Source organism: Enterobacter sp. FW301-JW81, from assembly GCF_058788735.1.
In genome coordinates, this window is record NZ_JBYTBA010000001.1 from 1,022,976 (window position 1) to 1,037,605 (window position 14,630).

The 14,630-nt window shown below is 59.0% G+C and carries 17 protein-coding genes; 9 read left to right on the forward strand and 8 right to left on the reverse strand.

Going from position 1 to position 14,630, the window contains the following annotated elements; translation table 11 throughout:
* Positions 1-19 precede the first annotated feature (19 nt).
* Genes urtB through zinT form a run of 5 tightly spaced genes read left to right on the forward strand, consistent with a single transcriptional unit; the run spans position 20 to position 4,866 of the window.
* Positions 20-1,594 carry an urea ABC transporter permease subunit UrtB gene (urtB, locus tag AC3WOK_RS04915; RefSeq protein WP_492354047.1) on the forward strand — a complete coding sequence of 525 codons (1,575 nt, stop codon included), beginning with the start codon at positions 20-22 and terminating at the stop codon, positions 1,592-1,594.
* A complete protein-coding gene (urtC, locus tag AC3WOK_RS04920; RefSeq protein ID WP_492354048.1) occupies positions 1,594-2,667 on the forward strand; it encodes an urea ABC transporter permease subunit UrtC in 1,074 nt (357 codons plus the stop codon). The genes urtB and urtC overlap by 1 nt, the downstream gene beginning before the upstream one ends.
* A complete protein-coding gene (gene urtD / locus AC3WOK_RS04925; protein ID WP_059310119.1) occupies positions 2,667-3,464 on the forward strand; it encodes an urea ABC transporter ATP-binding protein UrtD in 798 nt (265 codons plus the stop codon). Before urtC ends, urtD begins: the two co-directional genes overlap by 1 nt.
* A gap of 9 nt (positions 3,465-3,473) precedes the next feature.
* A complete protein-coding gene (gene urtE, locus AC3WOK_RS04930; protein ID WP_059310118.1) occupies positions 3,474-4,172 on the forward strand; it encodes an urea ABC transporter ATP-binding subunit UrtE in 699 nt (232 codons plus the stop codon).
* A gap of 52 nt (positions 4,173-4,224) precedes the next feature.
* The gene (gene zinT / locus AC3WOK_RS04935) at positions 4,225-4,866 is read left to right on the forward strand and encodes a metal-binding protein ZinT (RefSeq protein WP_059310117.1); all 642 of its coding nucleotides are present in this window, start codon (positions 4,225-4,227) and stop codon (positions 4,864-4,866) included.
* Positions 4,867-4,915: 49 nt separating this feature from the next.
* On the opposite strand, the gene ydeE is transcribed toward zinT, so the two are convergent.
* Entirely contained in the window at positions 4,916-6,109 is a 1,194-nt protein-coding gene (gene ydeE / locus AC3WOK_RS04940; protein WP_492354049.1) for an efflux MFS transporter YdeE, read from the reverse strand.
* A 194-nt stretch (positions 6,110-6,303) separates the two neighbouring features.
* Here ydeE and eamA point away from each other — a divergent pair, with 194 nt between their 5' ends.
* A complete protein-coding gene (eamA, locus tag AC3WOK_RS04945; protein WP_063956325.1) occupies positions 6,304-7,206 on the forward strand; it encodes an O-acetylserine/cysteine exporter in 903 nt (300 codons plus the stop codon).
* Between the two features lie 32 nt (positions 7,207-7,238).
* Here the strand turns inward: eamA and marB are convergent, their stop codons facing one another.
* The 3 genes from marB to marR are packed head-to-tail and all read right to left on the reverse strand — an operon-like array spanning position 7,239 to position 8,326.
* Positions 7,239-7,457, reverse strand: a complete 219-nt coding sequence (gene marB / locus AC3WOK_RS04950) for a multiple antibiotic resistance protein MarB (protein WP_047348538.1) — start codon at positions 7,455-7,457, stop codon at positions 7,239-7,241.
* 33 nt (positions 7,458-7,490) lie between these two features.
* Positions 7,491-7,871, reverse strand: a complete 381-nt coding sequence (gene marA, locus AC3WOK_RS04955; RefSeq protein WP_008502237.1) for an MDR efflux pump AcrAB transcriptional activator MarA — start codon at positions 7,869-7,871, stop codon at positions 7,491-7,493.
* 20 nt (positions 7,872-7,891) lie between these two features.
* Positions 7,892-8,326: a multiple antibiotic resistance transcriptional regulator MarR gene (gene marR, locus AC3WOK_RS04960; protein ID WP_025756418.1), complete on the reverse strand. Its 435-nt coding sequence runs from the start codon at positions 8,324-8,326 to the stop codon at positions 7,892-7,894.
* Between the two features lie 255 nt (positions 8,327-8,581).
* Here marR and AC3WOK_RS04965 point away from each other — a divergent pair, with 255 nt between their 5' ends.
* Positions 8,582-9,247 (forward strand): MarC family NAAT transporter, encoded by a 666-nt coding sequence (locus AC3WOK_RS04965; RefSeq protein ID WP_492354050.1) that lies wholly within the window; start codon positions 8,582-8,584, stop codon positions 9,245-9,247.
* Positions 9,248-9,342: 95 nt separating this feature from the next.
* Here the strand turns inward: AC3WOK_RS04965 and AC3WOK_RS04970 are convergent, their stop codons facing one another.
* A complete protein-coding gene (locus AC3WOK_RS04970; protein ID WP_063956329.1) occupies positions 9,343-10,539 on the reverse strand; it encodes a sugar transporter in 1,197 nt (398 codons plus the stop codon).
* A gap of 177 nt (positions 10,540-10,716) precedes the next feature.
* Here AC3WOK_RS04970 and AC3WOK_RS04975 point away from each other — a divergent pair, with 177 nt between their 5' ends.
* Positions 10,717-11,505 carry a PhzF family phenazine biosynthesis protein gene (locus AC3WOK_RS04975; RefSeq protein ID WP_492354051.1) on the forward strand — a complete coding sequence of 263 codons (789 nt, stop codon included), beginning with the start codon at positions 10,717-10,719 and terminating at the stop codon, positions 11,503-11,505.
* A 27-nt stretch (positions 11,506-11,532) separates the two neighbouring features.
* Positions 11,533-12,324, forward strand: coding sequence for a PhzF family phenazine biosynthesis protein (locus AC3WOK_RS04980; protein ID WP_059310112.1), 792 nt, complete (start codon positions 11,533-11,535; stop codon positions 12,322-12,324).
* Here AC3WOK_RS04980 and AC3WOK_RS04985 read toward each other — a convergent pair.
* Genes AC3WOK_RS04985 through AC3WOK_RS04995 form a run of 3 tightly spaced genes read right to left on the reverse strand, consistent with a single transcriptional unit; the run spans position 12,321 to position 14,630 of the window.
* Entirely contained in the window at positions 12,321-12,998 is a 678-nt protein-coding gene (locus AC3WOK_RS04985; RefSeq protein ID WP_492354052.1) for an SDR family NAD(P)-dependent oxidoreductase, read from the reverse strand. The two genes, AC3WOK_RS04980 and AC3WOK_RS04985, sit on opposite strands and share 4 nt — an antisense overlap.
* 1 nt (position 12,999) lies before the next feature.
* Entirely contained in the window at positions 13,000-13,470 is a 471-nt protein-coding gene (locus AC3WOK_RS04990) for a NanQ anomerase/TabA/YiaL family protein (protein ID WP_063956333.1), read from the reverse strand.
* The gene (locus AC3WOK_RS04995; RefSeq protein ID WP_492354053.1) at positions 13,467-14,630 is read right to left on the reverse strand and encodes a sialidase family protein; all 1,164 of its coding nucleotides are present in this window, start codon (positions 14,628-14,630) and stop codon (positions 13,467-13,469) included. The genes AC3WOK_RS04990 and AC3WOK_RS04995 overlap by 4 nt, the downstream gene beginning before the upstream one ends.

The window sequence follows — 14,630 nt, forward strand, 5'->3', positions numbered from 1 at the left end:
TCACCGCAGGGAGAAAGCCATGAACCTCATACGCACGCTTGTCGCGCTTGTATGGCTTACCGGACTGCTGCCAGGGATGGCGCAGGCATCGGACGCCGATCGTTTTGTTGCCGCCAGCCGCAGCCAGCAGGCGGAACTGCTGACGCAGTGGGCCGCGTCGCCGGATGCGTCAAGGTTGCCGCTGCTCCAGGCGCTGCAAAAGGAAAACCTCTACGTCGACGCGCAGAAGCACGCCTTTGCACAGCGTAATGGCGGCGTCTTTCCGCTCGGCGAAAGCCAGGCGGCGGCAGGGCCAACCAAAGCCGTTCGCCTGACTAACCGCCTGCGGGTGCTTGCTGCAACGGCCATCGCCACCCATCAGCTCGTCAGTGACAGCGTTGCCGAAAGGCGCGCGGCGGCGCGCCAGCTCCAGCGGGATGCCCAACCCAGTATGCTGTCTTTTCTGGAAACGCGGCTAAAGGATGAATCGGACGCGGTGGCGCGTCAGGCGCTGCTGCTGGCGGTGGCGAATCTCCAGCTTGCCAGCCCGCAGGCAGAGGTGCGCCGCAGGGCGGTCGAACGGCTCGGGCAGTCCGACGATCCGGACGTGGAGTCCAGGCTTACCCCGTTTACTCAGGCACAAACCGAGCCTGACGCCGGGGTTCGCGCAGCCGCGCAGGAGAGCCTTAGCCAGATCCAGCATCGGCTGATGTGGGGCGACCTGCTGGGCCAGGCGTTTATGGGGCTGTCGCTGGGGTCGGTGCTGCTGCTGGCGGCGCTGGGGCTTGCTATTACCTACGGCCTGCTGGGCGTGATTAACATGGCACACGGCGAGATGCTGATGCTGGGCGCGTATGCCACGTGGATGGTGCAGCAGGCGATGGCCGGGCTTGCTCCCCAGTGGCTGTGGCTCTATCCCGTTATCGCGCTGCCGGTCGCATTTTGCCTGACGGCGGGCATCGGGATGGTGCTGGAGCGCACCGTGATTCGCCATTTGTATGGCCGTCCGCTGGAAACGCTGCTGGCAACATGGGGGATTAGCCTGATGCTTATCCAGCTGGTGCGCATGACCTTTGGCGCCCAGAACCTGGAGGTGGCGAACCCGACCTGGCTTTCCGGCGGGGTGCAGGTTTTTGCCAACCTGACCCTGCCGTGGAACCGCATCGTGGTGCTGGGCTTCGTGCTGCTGGTGCTGTTCTTCACCTGGCTCATTCTGAATAAAACCCGCCTGGGCCTGAACGTGCGCGCGGTAACGCAAAACCGCAGCATGGCCGCCTGCTGCGGGGTACCGACGGGCCGGGTCGATATGCTGGCCTTCGGGCTTGGCTCCGGCATTGCGGGCCTGGGCGGCGTGGCGCTTTCCCAGCTCGGTAACGTCGGGCCGGAGCTGGGCCAGGGTTATATTATCGACTCGTTCCTTGTAGTCGTTCTTGGCGGGGTTGGCCAGCTCGCAGGCAGCGTCGCCGCGGCGTTTGGCCTGGGGATCTTTAACAAAATTCTTGAACCGCAGATGGGGGCCGTGCTGGGTAAGATCCTGATTCTGGTGGCGATCGTGCTGTTTATTCAGAAACGCCCTCAGGGACTGTTTGCGCTGAAAGGGAGGGTAATTGACTGATGAGCCAGCCGCTGACCTTAACGCTGGCGCGTAAAGCGCCGCGCACAACGCAGATTGCCGGCAGCCTGCTGGTGGTGTGCCTGCTGATACTGCCGTTTTTTGCCTTACTGCCCGCGACGCATCCGCTGGCGCTATCGACCTGGATGCTGACCCTTCTCGGTAAGATCCTCTGCTACGCCATCGTGGCGGTGGCGCTGGATCTGGTGTGGGGCTATGCCGGCATGCTCTCTCTGGGGCATGGCATTTTCTTTGCCCTGGGCGGCTACGCGATGGGCATGTATCTGATGCGCCAGGCGTCCGGCGACGGTCTGCCCGCCTTTATGTCGTTCCTCTCCTGGAGCGAACTGCCGTGGTTCTGGTGGGGCACCCAGCATTTTGCCTGGGCGCTGGTGCTGATTGTTCTGGTCCCCGGACTGCTGGCGATGGTGTTTGGCTGGTTTGCCTTCCGCTCGAAGATCAAAGGGGTCTATTTCTCTATTATGACCCAGGCGCTGACCTATGCCGGGATGCTGCTGTTCTTTCGCAACGAAACCGGCTTTGGCGGCAATAACGGCTTTACCGGCTTCACCACGCTGCTCGGGTTTTCGGTGACGGAAACCACCACGCGCGTCGCGCTGTTTCTGGCAACCGTGCTGCTGCTGCTCCTGGCGCTGGGCGCCGGGTTTGCTCTGGCGAAGAGCAAGTTTGGCCGCATCCTGACCGCCGTTCGCGACGCCGAAAACCGCCTGACCTTTTGCGGGTACGATCCGCGCGGGTTCAAGCTGCTGGTGTGGACGCTCTCTGCGGTACTGTGCGGCCTGGCCGGGGCGCTGTATGTTCCGCAGGTGGGCATTATCAACCCCGGCGAAATGTCGCCGACGAACTCGATCGAAGCCGCCATCTGGGTGGCGCTGGGCGGGCGCGGCACGCTGGTGGGACCGGTCATTGGCGCGGCGCTGGTCAACGGGGCGAAGAGCTTCTTCACCGTCGCGATGCCGGAGTACTGGCAGCTGTTTCTGGGATTGATTTTTATCGCCGTCACGCTGTTTTTACCGCGCGGCGTCTACGGCCTGTTTCGTAAGGGAGAGAAATAATGCAGCCAGCCGAAGGGTTATTCACCCGCCAGCTGCCCGGCGACCGCTACCGCGAGCAGACCGATCCGGTGCTTCAGCTTGAATCCATTAACGTGAATTTTGATGGGTTTCAGGCCCTGACCGATCTCACGATGAATATCGGCGTGGGCGAGCTGCGCTGCGTGATTGGGCCCAACGGGGCAGGTAAAACCACGCTGATGGACGTGATCACCGGCAAGACGCGGCCAAAAAGCGGGCGGGCCATTTACGATCAGTCCGTCGATCTGACCGGGCTGGAGCCTGCGGCCATCGCCCGCCAGGGCATCGGGCGTAAATTCCAGAAACCCACGGTTTTTGAAGCGCTGACGGTGTGGGAAAACCTGGAAATCGCGATGAAAACCGATAAATCCGTCTGGGCGAGCCTGCGGGCAACGCTCAGCGGTGAACAGCGCGACCGTATCGATGAAATGCTGGTTTTGCTTCGCCTAAGCAACGAGCGGGACCGCCGCGCCGGACTGCTTTCGCACGGGCAAAAGCAGTTCCTGGAGATTGGTATGCTGCTGGTGCAGGATCCGCACCTGCTGCTACTGGATGAACCGGCCGCCGGGATGACCGACGCAGAAACGGAATATACCGCAGAGCTGTTCAAAACGCTGGCGGGGAAACATTCCCTGATGGTGGTGGAGCACGACATGGGTTTTGTGGAAACCATCGCCGATCGCGTGACGGTGCTGCATCAGGGGCGCGTGCTGGCGGAGGGTTCGCTTCGCGAGGTGCAGGCCAACGAGCAGGTGATTGAGGTCTATCTGGGACGTTAAGGAGAGGTGATGCTACAGGTCAACGAACTGAATCAGTATTACGGCGGAAGCCATATCCTGCGCGGCGTGAGCTTTGAGGCCGTCACCGGCGAAGTCACCTGCCTGCTGGGGCGCAACGGCGTAGGGAAAACCACGCTGCTGAAGTGTCTGATGGGGCTGATCCCGGCGAAAACCGGGGAGGTCATCTGGCAGGGCAAAAAGATCACCCACAGCAAGCCGCACCAGCGGGTGCACTCTGGCGTCGCGTACGTCCCGCAGGGACGGGAGATTTTTCCGCGCCTGACCGTGGAGGAGAACCTCCTGCTGGGGCTGTCGCGCTTTTCCCCCCGTGACGCGAAGCAGGTGCCGGACGAGATCTGGCAGCTGTTCCCGGTGCTCAAAGAGATGAAGCACCGCCGCGGGGGCGATCTCTCCGGTGGGCAGCAGCAGCAGCTGGCGATTGGGCGCGCGCTGGCGAGCCGCCCGCAGCTGCTGATCCTCGATGAGCCCACGGAAGGCATACAGCCTTCGGTGATTAAGGAGATAGGCCAGGTGATCCGCACCCTGGCGAACCGGGGGGATATGGCGATCCTGCTGGTCGAGCAGTTTTACGACTTTGCCGCCGAGCTGGCCGACAGCTACCTGCTGATGTCGCGCGGCACCATTATTCAGCGCGGGCGGGGAGAAAACATGGAGCAGGAGGGCGTTCGCGGGCTGGTTGCGATCTGAAATGTTATAATATAACATTCTGGTTCTTATAAAACGGAACGAGGGTGTTATTTTGGCTGCACATATTGGGAAATTTGCCATGACTCTGGGGGCGATGCTGGTCAGCGGCCAGCTGTTTGCCCATTCACACGGGCACGCGATGAGCGAAGCGGAACAAAAGGCGGCGAATGGCGTCTTTGAGGACAAAGACGTTAAGGACAGACCGCTGTCGGACTGGGACGGTACCTGGCAGTCCGTGTATCCCTTCCTGCTGGACGGCTCGCTGGATCCGGTCTTTAAACAAAAGGCCCGGAAGGATAAAAGCAAATCCTTCGACCAGGTAAAAGCCTATTATCGCACGGGTTACGCGACGGACGTGGATGCCATCGGCATCGAAAATAACGTGATGGAATTTCATAAGGGCAAAACGGTCAGCAGCTGTCGCTATGATTACAGCGGCTACAAAATCCTGACCTACGCATCGGGGAAAAAGGGCGTTCGCTATCTGTTTGAGTGTAAGGATGCCGGCAGCAAGGCACCGAAGTTTGTTCAGTTCAGCGACCACACCATCGCGCCGAAGGCCTCTTCGCATTTCCACATCTTTATGGGCAACACCTCCCACGAGGCGCTGCTGAAGGAGATGGATAACTGGCCAACCTATTATCCGAACGAGATGTATAAACAGCAGGTTGTGGAGGAGATGCTGCACCACTAGGCTGTTGCTGTTGCCGGGGGGCGGCTCCGCCTTACCCGGCCTACAGGCGCTACGCCACGTTGGGCGTTTCGCACCACGCCTTCACGCTCATCCCGCGTAAAATCATCAGCCATGCGACCACAATGGCGGCCATCATAATCACGAACAGCGACCAGTGCGGCAGGTTGGTCAGGATAATACCGGTGATCATCGGGTTTGCCGCCGCACCGAGCCAGCCCAGCGCCTGGGCGGAGAAGTAGCTGGCTTTCATCCCCGGCGGGGCGATGTTGTCGATCAGCATGTATTCGCCCGGCGCATAGATAATCTCACCCAGCGTAAAGATGGCGGCAGCGATGCCCCAGTAAACCAGGTTTTCACCGGAGAGCATAAAGCCGGCCAGCCCCACGATGAAAAACAGGGTGGCTGCGGTCATCAGCGGGCGAATATTGCGGGCAGAGATCTTGCGACCCAGCGCATACTGCAGCGTCACCACCACGGCGGCGTTGACGGGCAGCACCACGGCGACCACCTTTTCGGCGAAATTACTGTCCGCATGCGCGGCCAGGACATACTGTGAAATGCAGGTGGCGAACGAGCCGCCGACGTATGACGCGAGCAGGCCAGAGAGCGTGTACCAGAACAGCGCGCGGTCCTTCAGCAGTACCGACGGCTGCCAGGGCATCTTCTCCTCGGCGGTATCTAACGCCACGCTCTTTTGCACAAAGAAATGGATAAACCCCAGCGGCAGCGCGGCGCAGAAGGCCGCCAGCCAGAACGGGAGCTGAAGGCTGTACATCACCAGCAGGGTGCCAATCGGCGGCCCGATCGTCCAGCCGATATTCAGGAAGCTGTAGTTCAGCGAAAAAACGCGGGCTTTTTCACTGGAGGTCAGCACGTCGGAGAACCAGGCTTTAAGCACCGTCGAAAAAACGGAATAGGCGCAGTTGATCAGCGCAAAGAACAGCACCACCAGCGTGACGTTCCCCACCAGCGGGATCGCCACAAATCCAGCGATAAAAGCCACGATGGCGATCAGCATGTAGCGTTTTTTATCGAATTTGTCGGCCAGAATGCCAAACCCCAGGCTGAATACCACGCCAATGGTCAACGCAATCGTCAGGGCATAACCGATATTCTCGACGCTCATACTGTAGACGCGCGTGAGATAAATGGTCATAAACGGCAGCGTTGCCCCCCGACCGATGGTTAATAACAATGACGATGCCAGCAGCGCCGCGGTTGAGCGCCTGATAGATGGTTTCATATTCCTGCCCGACAAATGCTTATGCTTTTTTATGTTGTGTTCTAAAAGGAGTATCACGACATAAGGGGCTTGTATAGCGCCCAATTTATCCGTAAGTGCTTCGCCTGACTGCCAGAATTAATGATCTTCTCGTGGCGTACTTTTTTCTGTTACCTTGAAGTGTTAACAAATTATTAATAATTCAGGGGCAGGGTATGACGCGTAAAGACGGGCTGCTGGCGTTGCTGGTGGTCGTAGTATGGGGACTCAATTTTGTGGTCATCAAGCTGGGGCTGCACAACATGCCTCCGCTCATGCTGGCCGGTTTGCGTTTTATGCTGGTTGCGTTCCCGGCCATCTTCTTCGTTGCCCGTCCCAAAATTCCCTTAAAACTGCTGCTGGGCTACGGTTTGACCATCAGCTTTGGCCAGTTCGCGTTTCTCTTCTGCGCCATCAAGTTCGGTATGCCGGCCGGTCTCGCCTCGCTGGTCTTACAAGCGCAGGCGTTCTTTACCATTATTCTCGGCGCGTTTGTGTTTGGCGAACGCCTGCAGGGTAAACAGCTGGCGGGAATTACGCTGGCGGTGTTTGGCGTGCTGGTGCTGATAGAGGCCAGCCTGAATGGTCAGCACGTGGCGCTGCTGGGCTTTATGCTGACGCTGGCGGCGGGGCTGAGCTGGGCCTGCGGGAATATCTTCAACAAGCTAATTATGCAGCACGAGGCGCGCCCGCAGGTGATGTCCCTGGTGGTGTGGAGCGCCCTGATCCCCGTCTTACCGTTTATGGTCGCGGCGTGGATTCTGGATGGCCCGCAGGTCATGCTCAACAGCCTGGTCGAGATCGACCTGACCACGATCCTTTCGCTGGTCTATCTGGCCTTTGTCGCCACCATTGTGGGCTACGGGATCTGGGGATCGCTGCTGGGCCGCTATGAAACCTGGCGCGTCGCGCCGTTATCCCTGCTGGTTCCGGTGGTGGGGCTTGCCAGTGCGGCACTGTTACTGGATGAAACGCTGAGCGCGCTGCAACTGCTGGGCGCCGTGCTGATCATGGCCGGGCTGTACATTAATGTCTTTGGCCTGCGCGTGCGTCGGGCGACGCGGGTAAGAAAGGCATAAAAAAAGCCCCGCGTCTGCGGGGCAAAAACGAATCAGAGGCCGTGCTGATTATAATAAGGCACGCCTAATTCGTCGGATTTGTCGCTACCAGCACCCATATGGTTGAAATCATAAGGCGTCTGGTCATGTGCTGACGGCAAAATCATCGTATCAGGATTATTTTGCTGCGTTGCACGAGGGGTTTGCTCCGCGAAGGTCTGGCTGGAGAACAGCACCAGCAAGGCGAGGGCGGCGGAGGCGGTAACTTTCATGATTTCCTCGGTTACGTCTGTTACAGGCGATGATTAACTACAGTGTTTTAACGGATACAGGTATCGGGATTCGCCCGGCACGCTGGTGATTCGGTACTTATGAGGCGGCACGTCAAAATAGTTCTTGAACGTACGCGTCAGGGTTTGCTGCGATTCAAATCCGTAACGCTCCGCCAGATAAAGGATCGGCTCATTGCTTTCTTTCAGTTTCTGGGCAATTTCCGTCAGCTTGCGGCTGCGAATGTATTGTCCTAATGAATGGCCGGTCTCTTTTTTGAACATCCGTTGCAGGTGCCATTTGGAGTAACCTGAACGCTCAGACACTTTTTCAAGGGAGAGCGGCGATTCCAGGTTATCTTCGATCCAGTCCAAAATGCTATGAATGGTGATAGCGTCAGTATTGCGTCTGGACATCGTCATACCTCTTTTTCTGTTTACGGCAGTATTTTCTTCAGCAAGAGCTCAAGGGTTGCCACTTCATCTGCCGTTAAGTTTTTTGTTAGTTCCTGATGCAGTGTTTGTCCTACTAATTGATGACATTGCTCGCACATGGCCGCGCCATCGCTGGTCAGCTTCACCAGTACGCCGCGTTTGTCATTGGGGTTAGGGCTTCGTTCTACCCATCCTTTGCAGACGAGACGATCGAGCATGCGGGTCAACGCACCCAGATCGACAGAGAGCACCTTTTTCAGCTCAACCGGTGTGATACACACTTCGCAGCGAATGGAACACAGCACTTTGAACTGTGTTGCGGTGATATCCAGCGGTGACAGATAGTCGTTGAGCAGGCGATCTTTTTTCTGATTTACCATATGAATAAGACGACCCAGCGGAACAACGTCGTTAAAGATATCACTGGTGCTTTTCACAATGGTTGCCCTGGCAAGTAGTTAGTCACGGCAGATATTATTGCTCAGGCAAGTATAAGTCAACTGAATGAGTCGGCCGATGCCACGAATTGCTAAAACGTTTCATGAACTTTTTTTGAGGTCTTTCAAATCATATAGATAACTGTCAGTTATCTTTTCCCAAGGAAAATAATCCTTACGTTGCGCCCGTGGCTGAATGACAAACTTTCCCCCTATAATTGCTGAGTTAACTATGGATAAGGACAACAACGCACTATGTTGGATTTAATTAAAGCAATCAGCCTTGGGCTGGTGGTCTTGCTGCCGTTGGCTAACCCGTTAACGACGGTGGCGCTTTTCCTCGGGCTGGCAGGGAATATGAACAGCGCCGAGCGCAACCATCAGTCGCTGATGGCCTCGGTGTACGTGTTTGCCATCATGATGGTGGCCTACTACGCCGGGCAGGTGGTGATGAACACCTTCGGGATCTCCATCCCTGGCCTGCGCATCGCCGGGGGGCTGATCGTGGCCTTTATCGGTTTCCGCATGCTGTTCCCGGCGCAAAAGGCCCATGAGTCGCCCGAAGCGGCCAGCAAATCCGAAGAGCTGGAAACCGAACCGAGTGCGAATATCGCCTTTGTGCCGATCGCTATGCCGAGCACGGCGGGGCCGGGTACCATCGCGATGATCATCAGCTCCGCGTCGACGGTGCGCGACAGCGCAACCTTCCCGGACTGGGTGCTGACGGTTGCGCCGCCGCTGATTTTTGCGATTATCGGGATTATCGTGTGGGCGTCGCTGCGCAGCTCCGGCGCCATTATGCGCTGGGTAGGCAAGGGCGGCATTGAGGCGATTTCCCGTCTGATGGGCTTCTTGCTGGTCTGTATGGGCGTGCAGTTTATTATTAACGGCGTGCTGGAAATTATTAAGACTTATCATTGATGTGATTGCCGAGTGGCGCTGCGCTTACCCGGCCTACAAAAAGACGGATTTCGTAGGCCGGGTAAGGCGAAGCCGCCACCCGGCACCAACAACCCTCACCCGTGCTGCCCCTGTTCCTCCAGCGCCACCGGCCATTTACGGAAGATGAGCACTGACCAGACAAGCGCCACCAGTGCCGGAATGGCGCCCAGATAGCCAATCGCCGACATCGACAGGTGCAGGCTGACCTGGTTTCCCACCAGCGCCCCCGCGCCAATGCCCAGATTGAAAATGCCGGAAAAGAGCGACATCGCCACGTCCGTTGCATCCGGCGCCAGAGCCAGCACTTTCACCTGCATGCCCAGGCCAATCACCATGATTGCCACGCCCCAGAACAGGCAGAGGATCGCCAGATGGCTCTCGCTGCCCGCGGCGGGCATCAGCAGCAGCAGGCAGGCCAGCAGCAGGCCGATGGCGCTGCTCACAAGGGTGGAGGCATGGCGGTTGCCGAGCTTACCGAACAGCACGCTGCCAATAATGCCCGCACCGCCGAGGATCAACAGTAAGACGGTGGCAAAGCTGGCGCTAAAGCCCGCCACAACCTGCACAAACGGTTCAATGTAGCTGTACGCCGTGTAATGGGCCGTCACCACGATGGCGGTCAGCAGGTAGATGCTCAGCAGCGCGGGGCGGCGCATCAGCAGCGGCAGGCTTTTCAGCGAGCCAGAATGCTCGCTGGGCAGCGCGGGCAGCAGTTTTATCAGGCAGACCAGCGTAATCAGCGCGCCCATGCCGATGGCGAAGAAGGTGGTACGCCAGCCGAAGTATTGCCCCACGATGCGGCCAATCGGCAGACCCAGCACCATCGCCAGCGCGGTACCTGTCGCCAGCAGGCTCAGCGCCTGAGCGCGCTTACCCGCCGGCGCCAGGCGAATAGCCAGCGACGCGGTGATCGACCAGAACACCGCATGGGCAAAGGCAATGCCGATTCGGCTAATGACCAGCACCGTAAAATTCCACGCCATAAACGACAAAACATGGCTGGCGATGAACAGCACGAACAGCCCGATCAGCAGCCTGCGCCGCTCTATCTGGCTGGTCAGCAGCATAAACGGCAAGGACATCAGCGCCACCACCCAGGCGTAGATGGTCAACATAATGCCCACCTGAGCCGTTTCCATCTGGAAACTTTCAGCGATGTCAGACAACAGCCCAACCGGAACAAATTCTGTGGTGTTAAAAATAAACGCGGCAATGGCCAGCGTGACCACGCGTAGCCACGCAACCCTGCGGGAAACTGTGTTCGTTGTCATAGGGATGTCGGAGATTCGTTGCTGAAAAGAAGAGGAGACGATCTTAAAACGTTGAACGGCGAAAACTCAACCATTATGTGATGCAGATCTCAATATTTACCTTATGAAAGCGGTAGCCGGGGACGCTGTTTTCATTGAATATAAAAGAACAACACAATAAAAACAGGCGGTAAGACAATGCAGGAGATTGATTTTTATCTGGTCGATGCGTTCAGCGAGACCTCGTTTGGCGGCAATCCGGCCGCCGTTTGCCCGCTCAAGGAATGGTTACCCGACGAGACCTTGCTGAAACTGGCGCAGCAGCATAATCAGTCAGAGACGGCCTTTTTCGTCTGCAGCAAAGGCGGCATTGAGCTACGCTGGTTTACCACGCTTACCGAAGTCAACCTCTGCGGCCACGCTACGCTCGCGGCGGCGCATGTCCTGTTTAGCGAGCTGGACTACCCCGATTCGCGGATCCACTTCGATACCGCGTCTGGTCGCCTGACGGTCAGCCGGGAGGGGGAGTGGATGACGCTGGACTTCCCGGCATGCCCAACCCATGAAGAGACGCCCCCGCCGGAGATGCTCTCGGCGCTGGGCATCAGCCGCTACGTAGAAGCCCGTAAAGGGCGCGCCTGGCTGATTGTTCTGGACAATCGCCAGCAGGTTGAAGCCCTCGCGCCGCGCTTTTCGGCAATGACGCCTGGCGAGCATAAGGTGAGCGTTACGGCGCGCGGTGAGGGGGAATACGATTTTGTCAGCCGCTTTTTCTCCCCGGGCGTGTCCGTACCGGAAGACCCGGTTACCGGCTCCGCGCACACGATGCTGATCCCCTACTGGAGCGAGAAGCTGGGTAAAACGACGCTGTTTGCCCGCCAGGTTTCAGCACGAGGCGGCGATATACGCTGTGAGCTGAAAGGCTCGCGCGTGCTGATGGGCGGACAGGCCACGCTTTATCTGAAAGGCACAGTTTTTCTGCGCTAAATAGCCATAACAAGAGAGGAAGAGACAATGCAGGAAATTGATTTTTATCTGGTGGATGCCTTCAGCGACAAAACCTTCGGCGGCAACGCCGCAGCGGTATGTCCTCTCGAAGAGTGGCTGCCGGACGAGACGCTGCTCAAAATGGCGCAGCAGCATAACCAGTCTGAAACTGCCTTTTTCGTGCGCACCGACGGCGGGTTTGAGCTGCGCTGGTTCACCACGCTGGATGAAATTAACCTCTGCGGCCATGCCACGCTTGCCGCATCACACGTCATTTTCGAATACCTTGATTATCCGCATACCGAAATCACCTTCACCACGCGCTTTGTCGGCGAACTGACCGTAAAACGCAGCGGCGACTGGCTGACGCTGAACTTCCCCGCGTGGACGACGGAGCCTGTCGAAAACCCACCCGTGGTGCTGCTTAGCGCGCTGGGCATCACAGAGGCGAAAGAGGTGCGCGTCGGACGCGATTACATGGTGGTGCTGGAGAGCCAGCAACAGGTGGAAGCGTTAACGCCGGATATTGGGGCGATGCTTCCGCTGGATAAAATGGTCTGCGTGACGGCGCCGGGAGAGCAGTATGACTTCGTCAGCCGCTTCTTCTGCCCGGGGGAAGGGGTACCGGAAGATCCGGTCACCGGGTCTGCCCACAGCATGCTGATCCCGTACTGGAGCGAAAAGCTGGGTAAAACGTCACTGAACGCCCGCCAGGTATCGTACCGTGGCGGGGACCTGCGCTGCGAGCTGAAGGGCGACCGCGTGCTGATTGGCGGCCAAGCGACCCTGTATCTGAAAGGGCGCATCTTCCTGCGCTAGCCGAGTGAGGCGCCGCCGCATATCACCATCTCCTGGCCGGTGATGGCGGCGGCGTCGTCGCTAAGCAAGAAACTCACCAGTCCCGCCACCTCCTCAGGCGCGATGAGACGCCCGATTGGCGGACATTTGGGGGGCGAAGTTTCTCTCCCCGGCGCGCTGAGCATCGGCGTTTGGGTGGCGCCCGGCGCGACCACGTTAGCGGTTATCCCGCGCGGGGCCAGCTCCACCGCCCAGCTTCTGACCATCCCCACCATCGCCGCCTTGGTGGCAACATACTGCGATCGTCCCGCTGCCCCGCGGGAGGTTCTGCTGCCTATCGCCACCAGCCGTCCACCCGGGGCCATTGCGGGGGCAAAATGGTTAAACAACGCCTCACAGGCCATGACGTGAAGCTGCCACAGTGACGCGCTAACGCGGCTTTCCAGCTGGCCCAGCGGCGCGGCGGCCATCATCCCGGCGGCATGGATCACCGCCCCGGGCGTGGCGATGGTGTGCAGGGCGCTGCTCAGCGCGTCTGGGTCGGTGATATCAACGCGAAGGCAGGTGAATTCAGGGGTATCCGGCATCACGGCCCGTCGGCTGAGCCCGGTGACCTGCCAGCCCTCCGCCAGCAAACGCTTAACGATGGCCTCCCCAATTCCGGAGCTGGCTCCGGTAACGACGGCGTGGCGCATATCAGACCTCCAGCATCGCGCGCGGAATTTTAAACACCGCTTTGCGCACGGTCATCGGTGCCTCTGCGGCGCACAGCGCCTGGTGAGGTTCACCGGGACAAAACACCGCAAAGTCGCCCGCGGCCAGGCGGATCCTCACGCTGTGTTCGGCGGATGAAGCAATAAAAAGATCCGGCTTGCGCTCCTCGTCCCCCGGCCGGCCTGCGGGAAGCGCGCCAGCGTATATGTGCTCTTCACCGGCTAACACGATTTGGATATCCGCCCACTGATGATGATACTCCGTATGCCGCTCGGCACGCGGCTGGGTTTGCGCCGGGCCGACGTGGCAAAACCATGGCGCATCGTCTGGTTGCCAGCGCCCGTCATCGCGTTCGCTAAGCGCCTTAAGCGTGCAGTCCGGGCGCGAAAGCAGGGCGTACAGCGCCGGCGGGAGCCCTGCCAGCGGCAGGGCGTTGAGATGTCCGATAATCATACTGACTCCTTGACCCATTCTGGTGTCACCCGCACGTATTTGATGGCCTGGCGGAAGTACGTGTACGCGATATGCAGATCCCCTTCAGGACCCTGCTTGATGCTGGGATAGGAGAATTCGCGGTTGAGCTTTTCCAGCGAGTTGTTGGTCATGCAGTAGCCATCCCCCTCGTCCAGATGACGTTGCCATGGCCAGCTTTTCCCGCCGTCCGGCGAAATGGCGACGGTCATCGGCGCGCGCGGTGCGCCCCAGAAGGCAGCCCGACCGTGGGTGACAACTGGCTCCTTGCGCCCGTCTCCATCGTCTATTTCATCGTATAGCGAGGTGCGACGTTCCCGCGCGCCAGCGGCGCTCATGGCGTTAAAGACCAGCGCCAGCTCACCGCTCGCAAGCGTGGTCACCTGGATAGACGAGTTGTTATTGGGTAGCTCCGTGGGCTCCGGTACGGACCAGCTTTCACCGTTATCCGTTGACTGGCTGTAATAAATATTGTCCGCCCAGCGGCTGCGGAACAGCGCCACCAGGGTGCCGTTGCGAAGCGGGGTGATGTTCATATGCACGCAGCCCAGGCTCTCCGGCACCTCGACGTCGCGCCACGTTTTGCCACCGTCTTCCGTGATTTTTACCGCGCTAATATCGTCATTGCCGACCCATTTCTCACCCGGCCGGGTGCGGCAGTAAAACACCGGCAGCAGCCAGCTGCCGTTGTCCAGCACGACAATCGGCTGGCGGATAAACGTGCCCGGTTTATCGAGCAGGGTCGCGATATCTCCCCAGGTTTTACCCAAATCCCGGGACTGGCGATAGCGCACGATGGCCGTATCCTGATTCCCGGAAACCTGCGCGGTCCACAGCAGCCACAGCACGTTGTCCGGGGCCAGGAACAGAACCGGGTTTTGTTCGGAACGCGTGGCATCGTCCGACAGTTTTACCGCATCGCTCCACTGCTGGCTGCCCGGCGCCAGGCGTGAACCCCATACGGAGATATCCGCAATGCCTTCCTGGGTACCGCCAAACCAGACGCACATCAGCGAGCCGTCCGGCAGCGGCAGCAGGTTCGCCGCGTGGTTTTGTGGGCAAGAGGAAGGCAGCATGGCGGCTTTCACGTGAGCATCCTGTTGCGGGCGTAGAATCCCGTCGCGGGTTACGGTTACAGACAT

Coding starts and splice junctions, on each gene's coding strand:
- AC3WOK_RS04980 (WP_059310112.1), top strand. CDS start 11,533: ATGCAGGAAATTGATTTTTATCTGGTGGATGCCTTCAGCGACAAAACC.
- urtB (WP_492354047.1), top strand. CDS start 20: ATGAACCTCATACGCACGCTTGTCGCGCTTGTATGGCTTACCGGACTG.
- AC3WOK_RS04990 (WP_063956333.1), bottom strand. CDS start 13,470: ATGATTATCGGACATCTCAACGCCCTGCCGCTGGCAGGGCTCCCGCCG.
- AC3WOK_RS04970 (WP_063956329.1), bottom strand. CDS start 10,539: ATGACAACGAACACAGTTTCCCGCAGGGTTGCGTGGCTACGCGTGGTC.
- AC3WOK_RS04985 (WP_492354052.1), bottom strand. CDS start 12,998: ATGCGCCACGCCGTCGTTACCGGAGCCAGCTCCGGAATTGGGGAGGCC.
- AC3WOK_RS04975 (WP_492354051.1), top strand. CDS start 10,717: ATGCAGGAGATTGATTTTTATCTGGTCGATGCGTTCAGCGAGACCTCG.
- urtC (WP_492354048.1), top strand. CDS start 1,594: ATGAGCCAGCCGCTGACCTTAACGCTGGCGCGTAAAGCGCCGCGCACA.
- urtE (WP_059310118.1), top strand. CDS start 3,474: ATGCTACAGGTCAACGAACTGAATCAGTATTACGGCGGAAGCCATATC.
- marA (WP_008502237.1), bottom strand. CDS start 7,871: ATGTCCAGACGCAATACTGACGCTATCACCATTCATAGCATTTTGGAC.
- AC3WOK_RS04995 (WP_492354053.1), bottom strand. CDS start 14,630: ATGTCTGTAACCGTAACCCGCGACGGGATTCTACGCCCGCAACAGGAT.
- AC3WOK_RS04965 (WP_492354050.1), top strand. CDS start 8,582: ATGTTGGATTTAATTAAAGCAATCAGCCTTGGGCTGGTGGTCTTGCTG.
- eamA (WP_063956325.1), top strand. CDS start 6,304: ATGACGCGTAAAGACGGGCTGCTGGCGTTGCTGGTGGTCGTAGTATGG.
- urtD (WP_059310119.1), top strand. CDS start 2,667: ATGCAGCCAGCCGAAGGGTTATTCACCCGCCAGCTGCCCGGCGACCGC.
- marB (WP_047348538.1), bottom strand. CDS start 7,457: ATGAAAGTTACCGCCTCCGCCGCCCTCGCCTTGCTGGTGCTGTTCTCC.
- ydeE (WP_492354049.1), bottom strand. CDS start 6,109: ATGAAACCATCTATCAGGCGCTCAACCGCGGCGCTGCTGGCATCGTCA.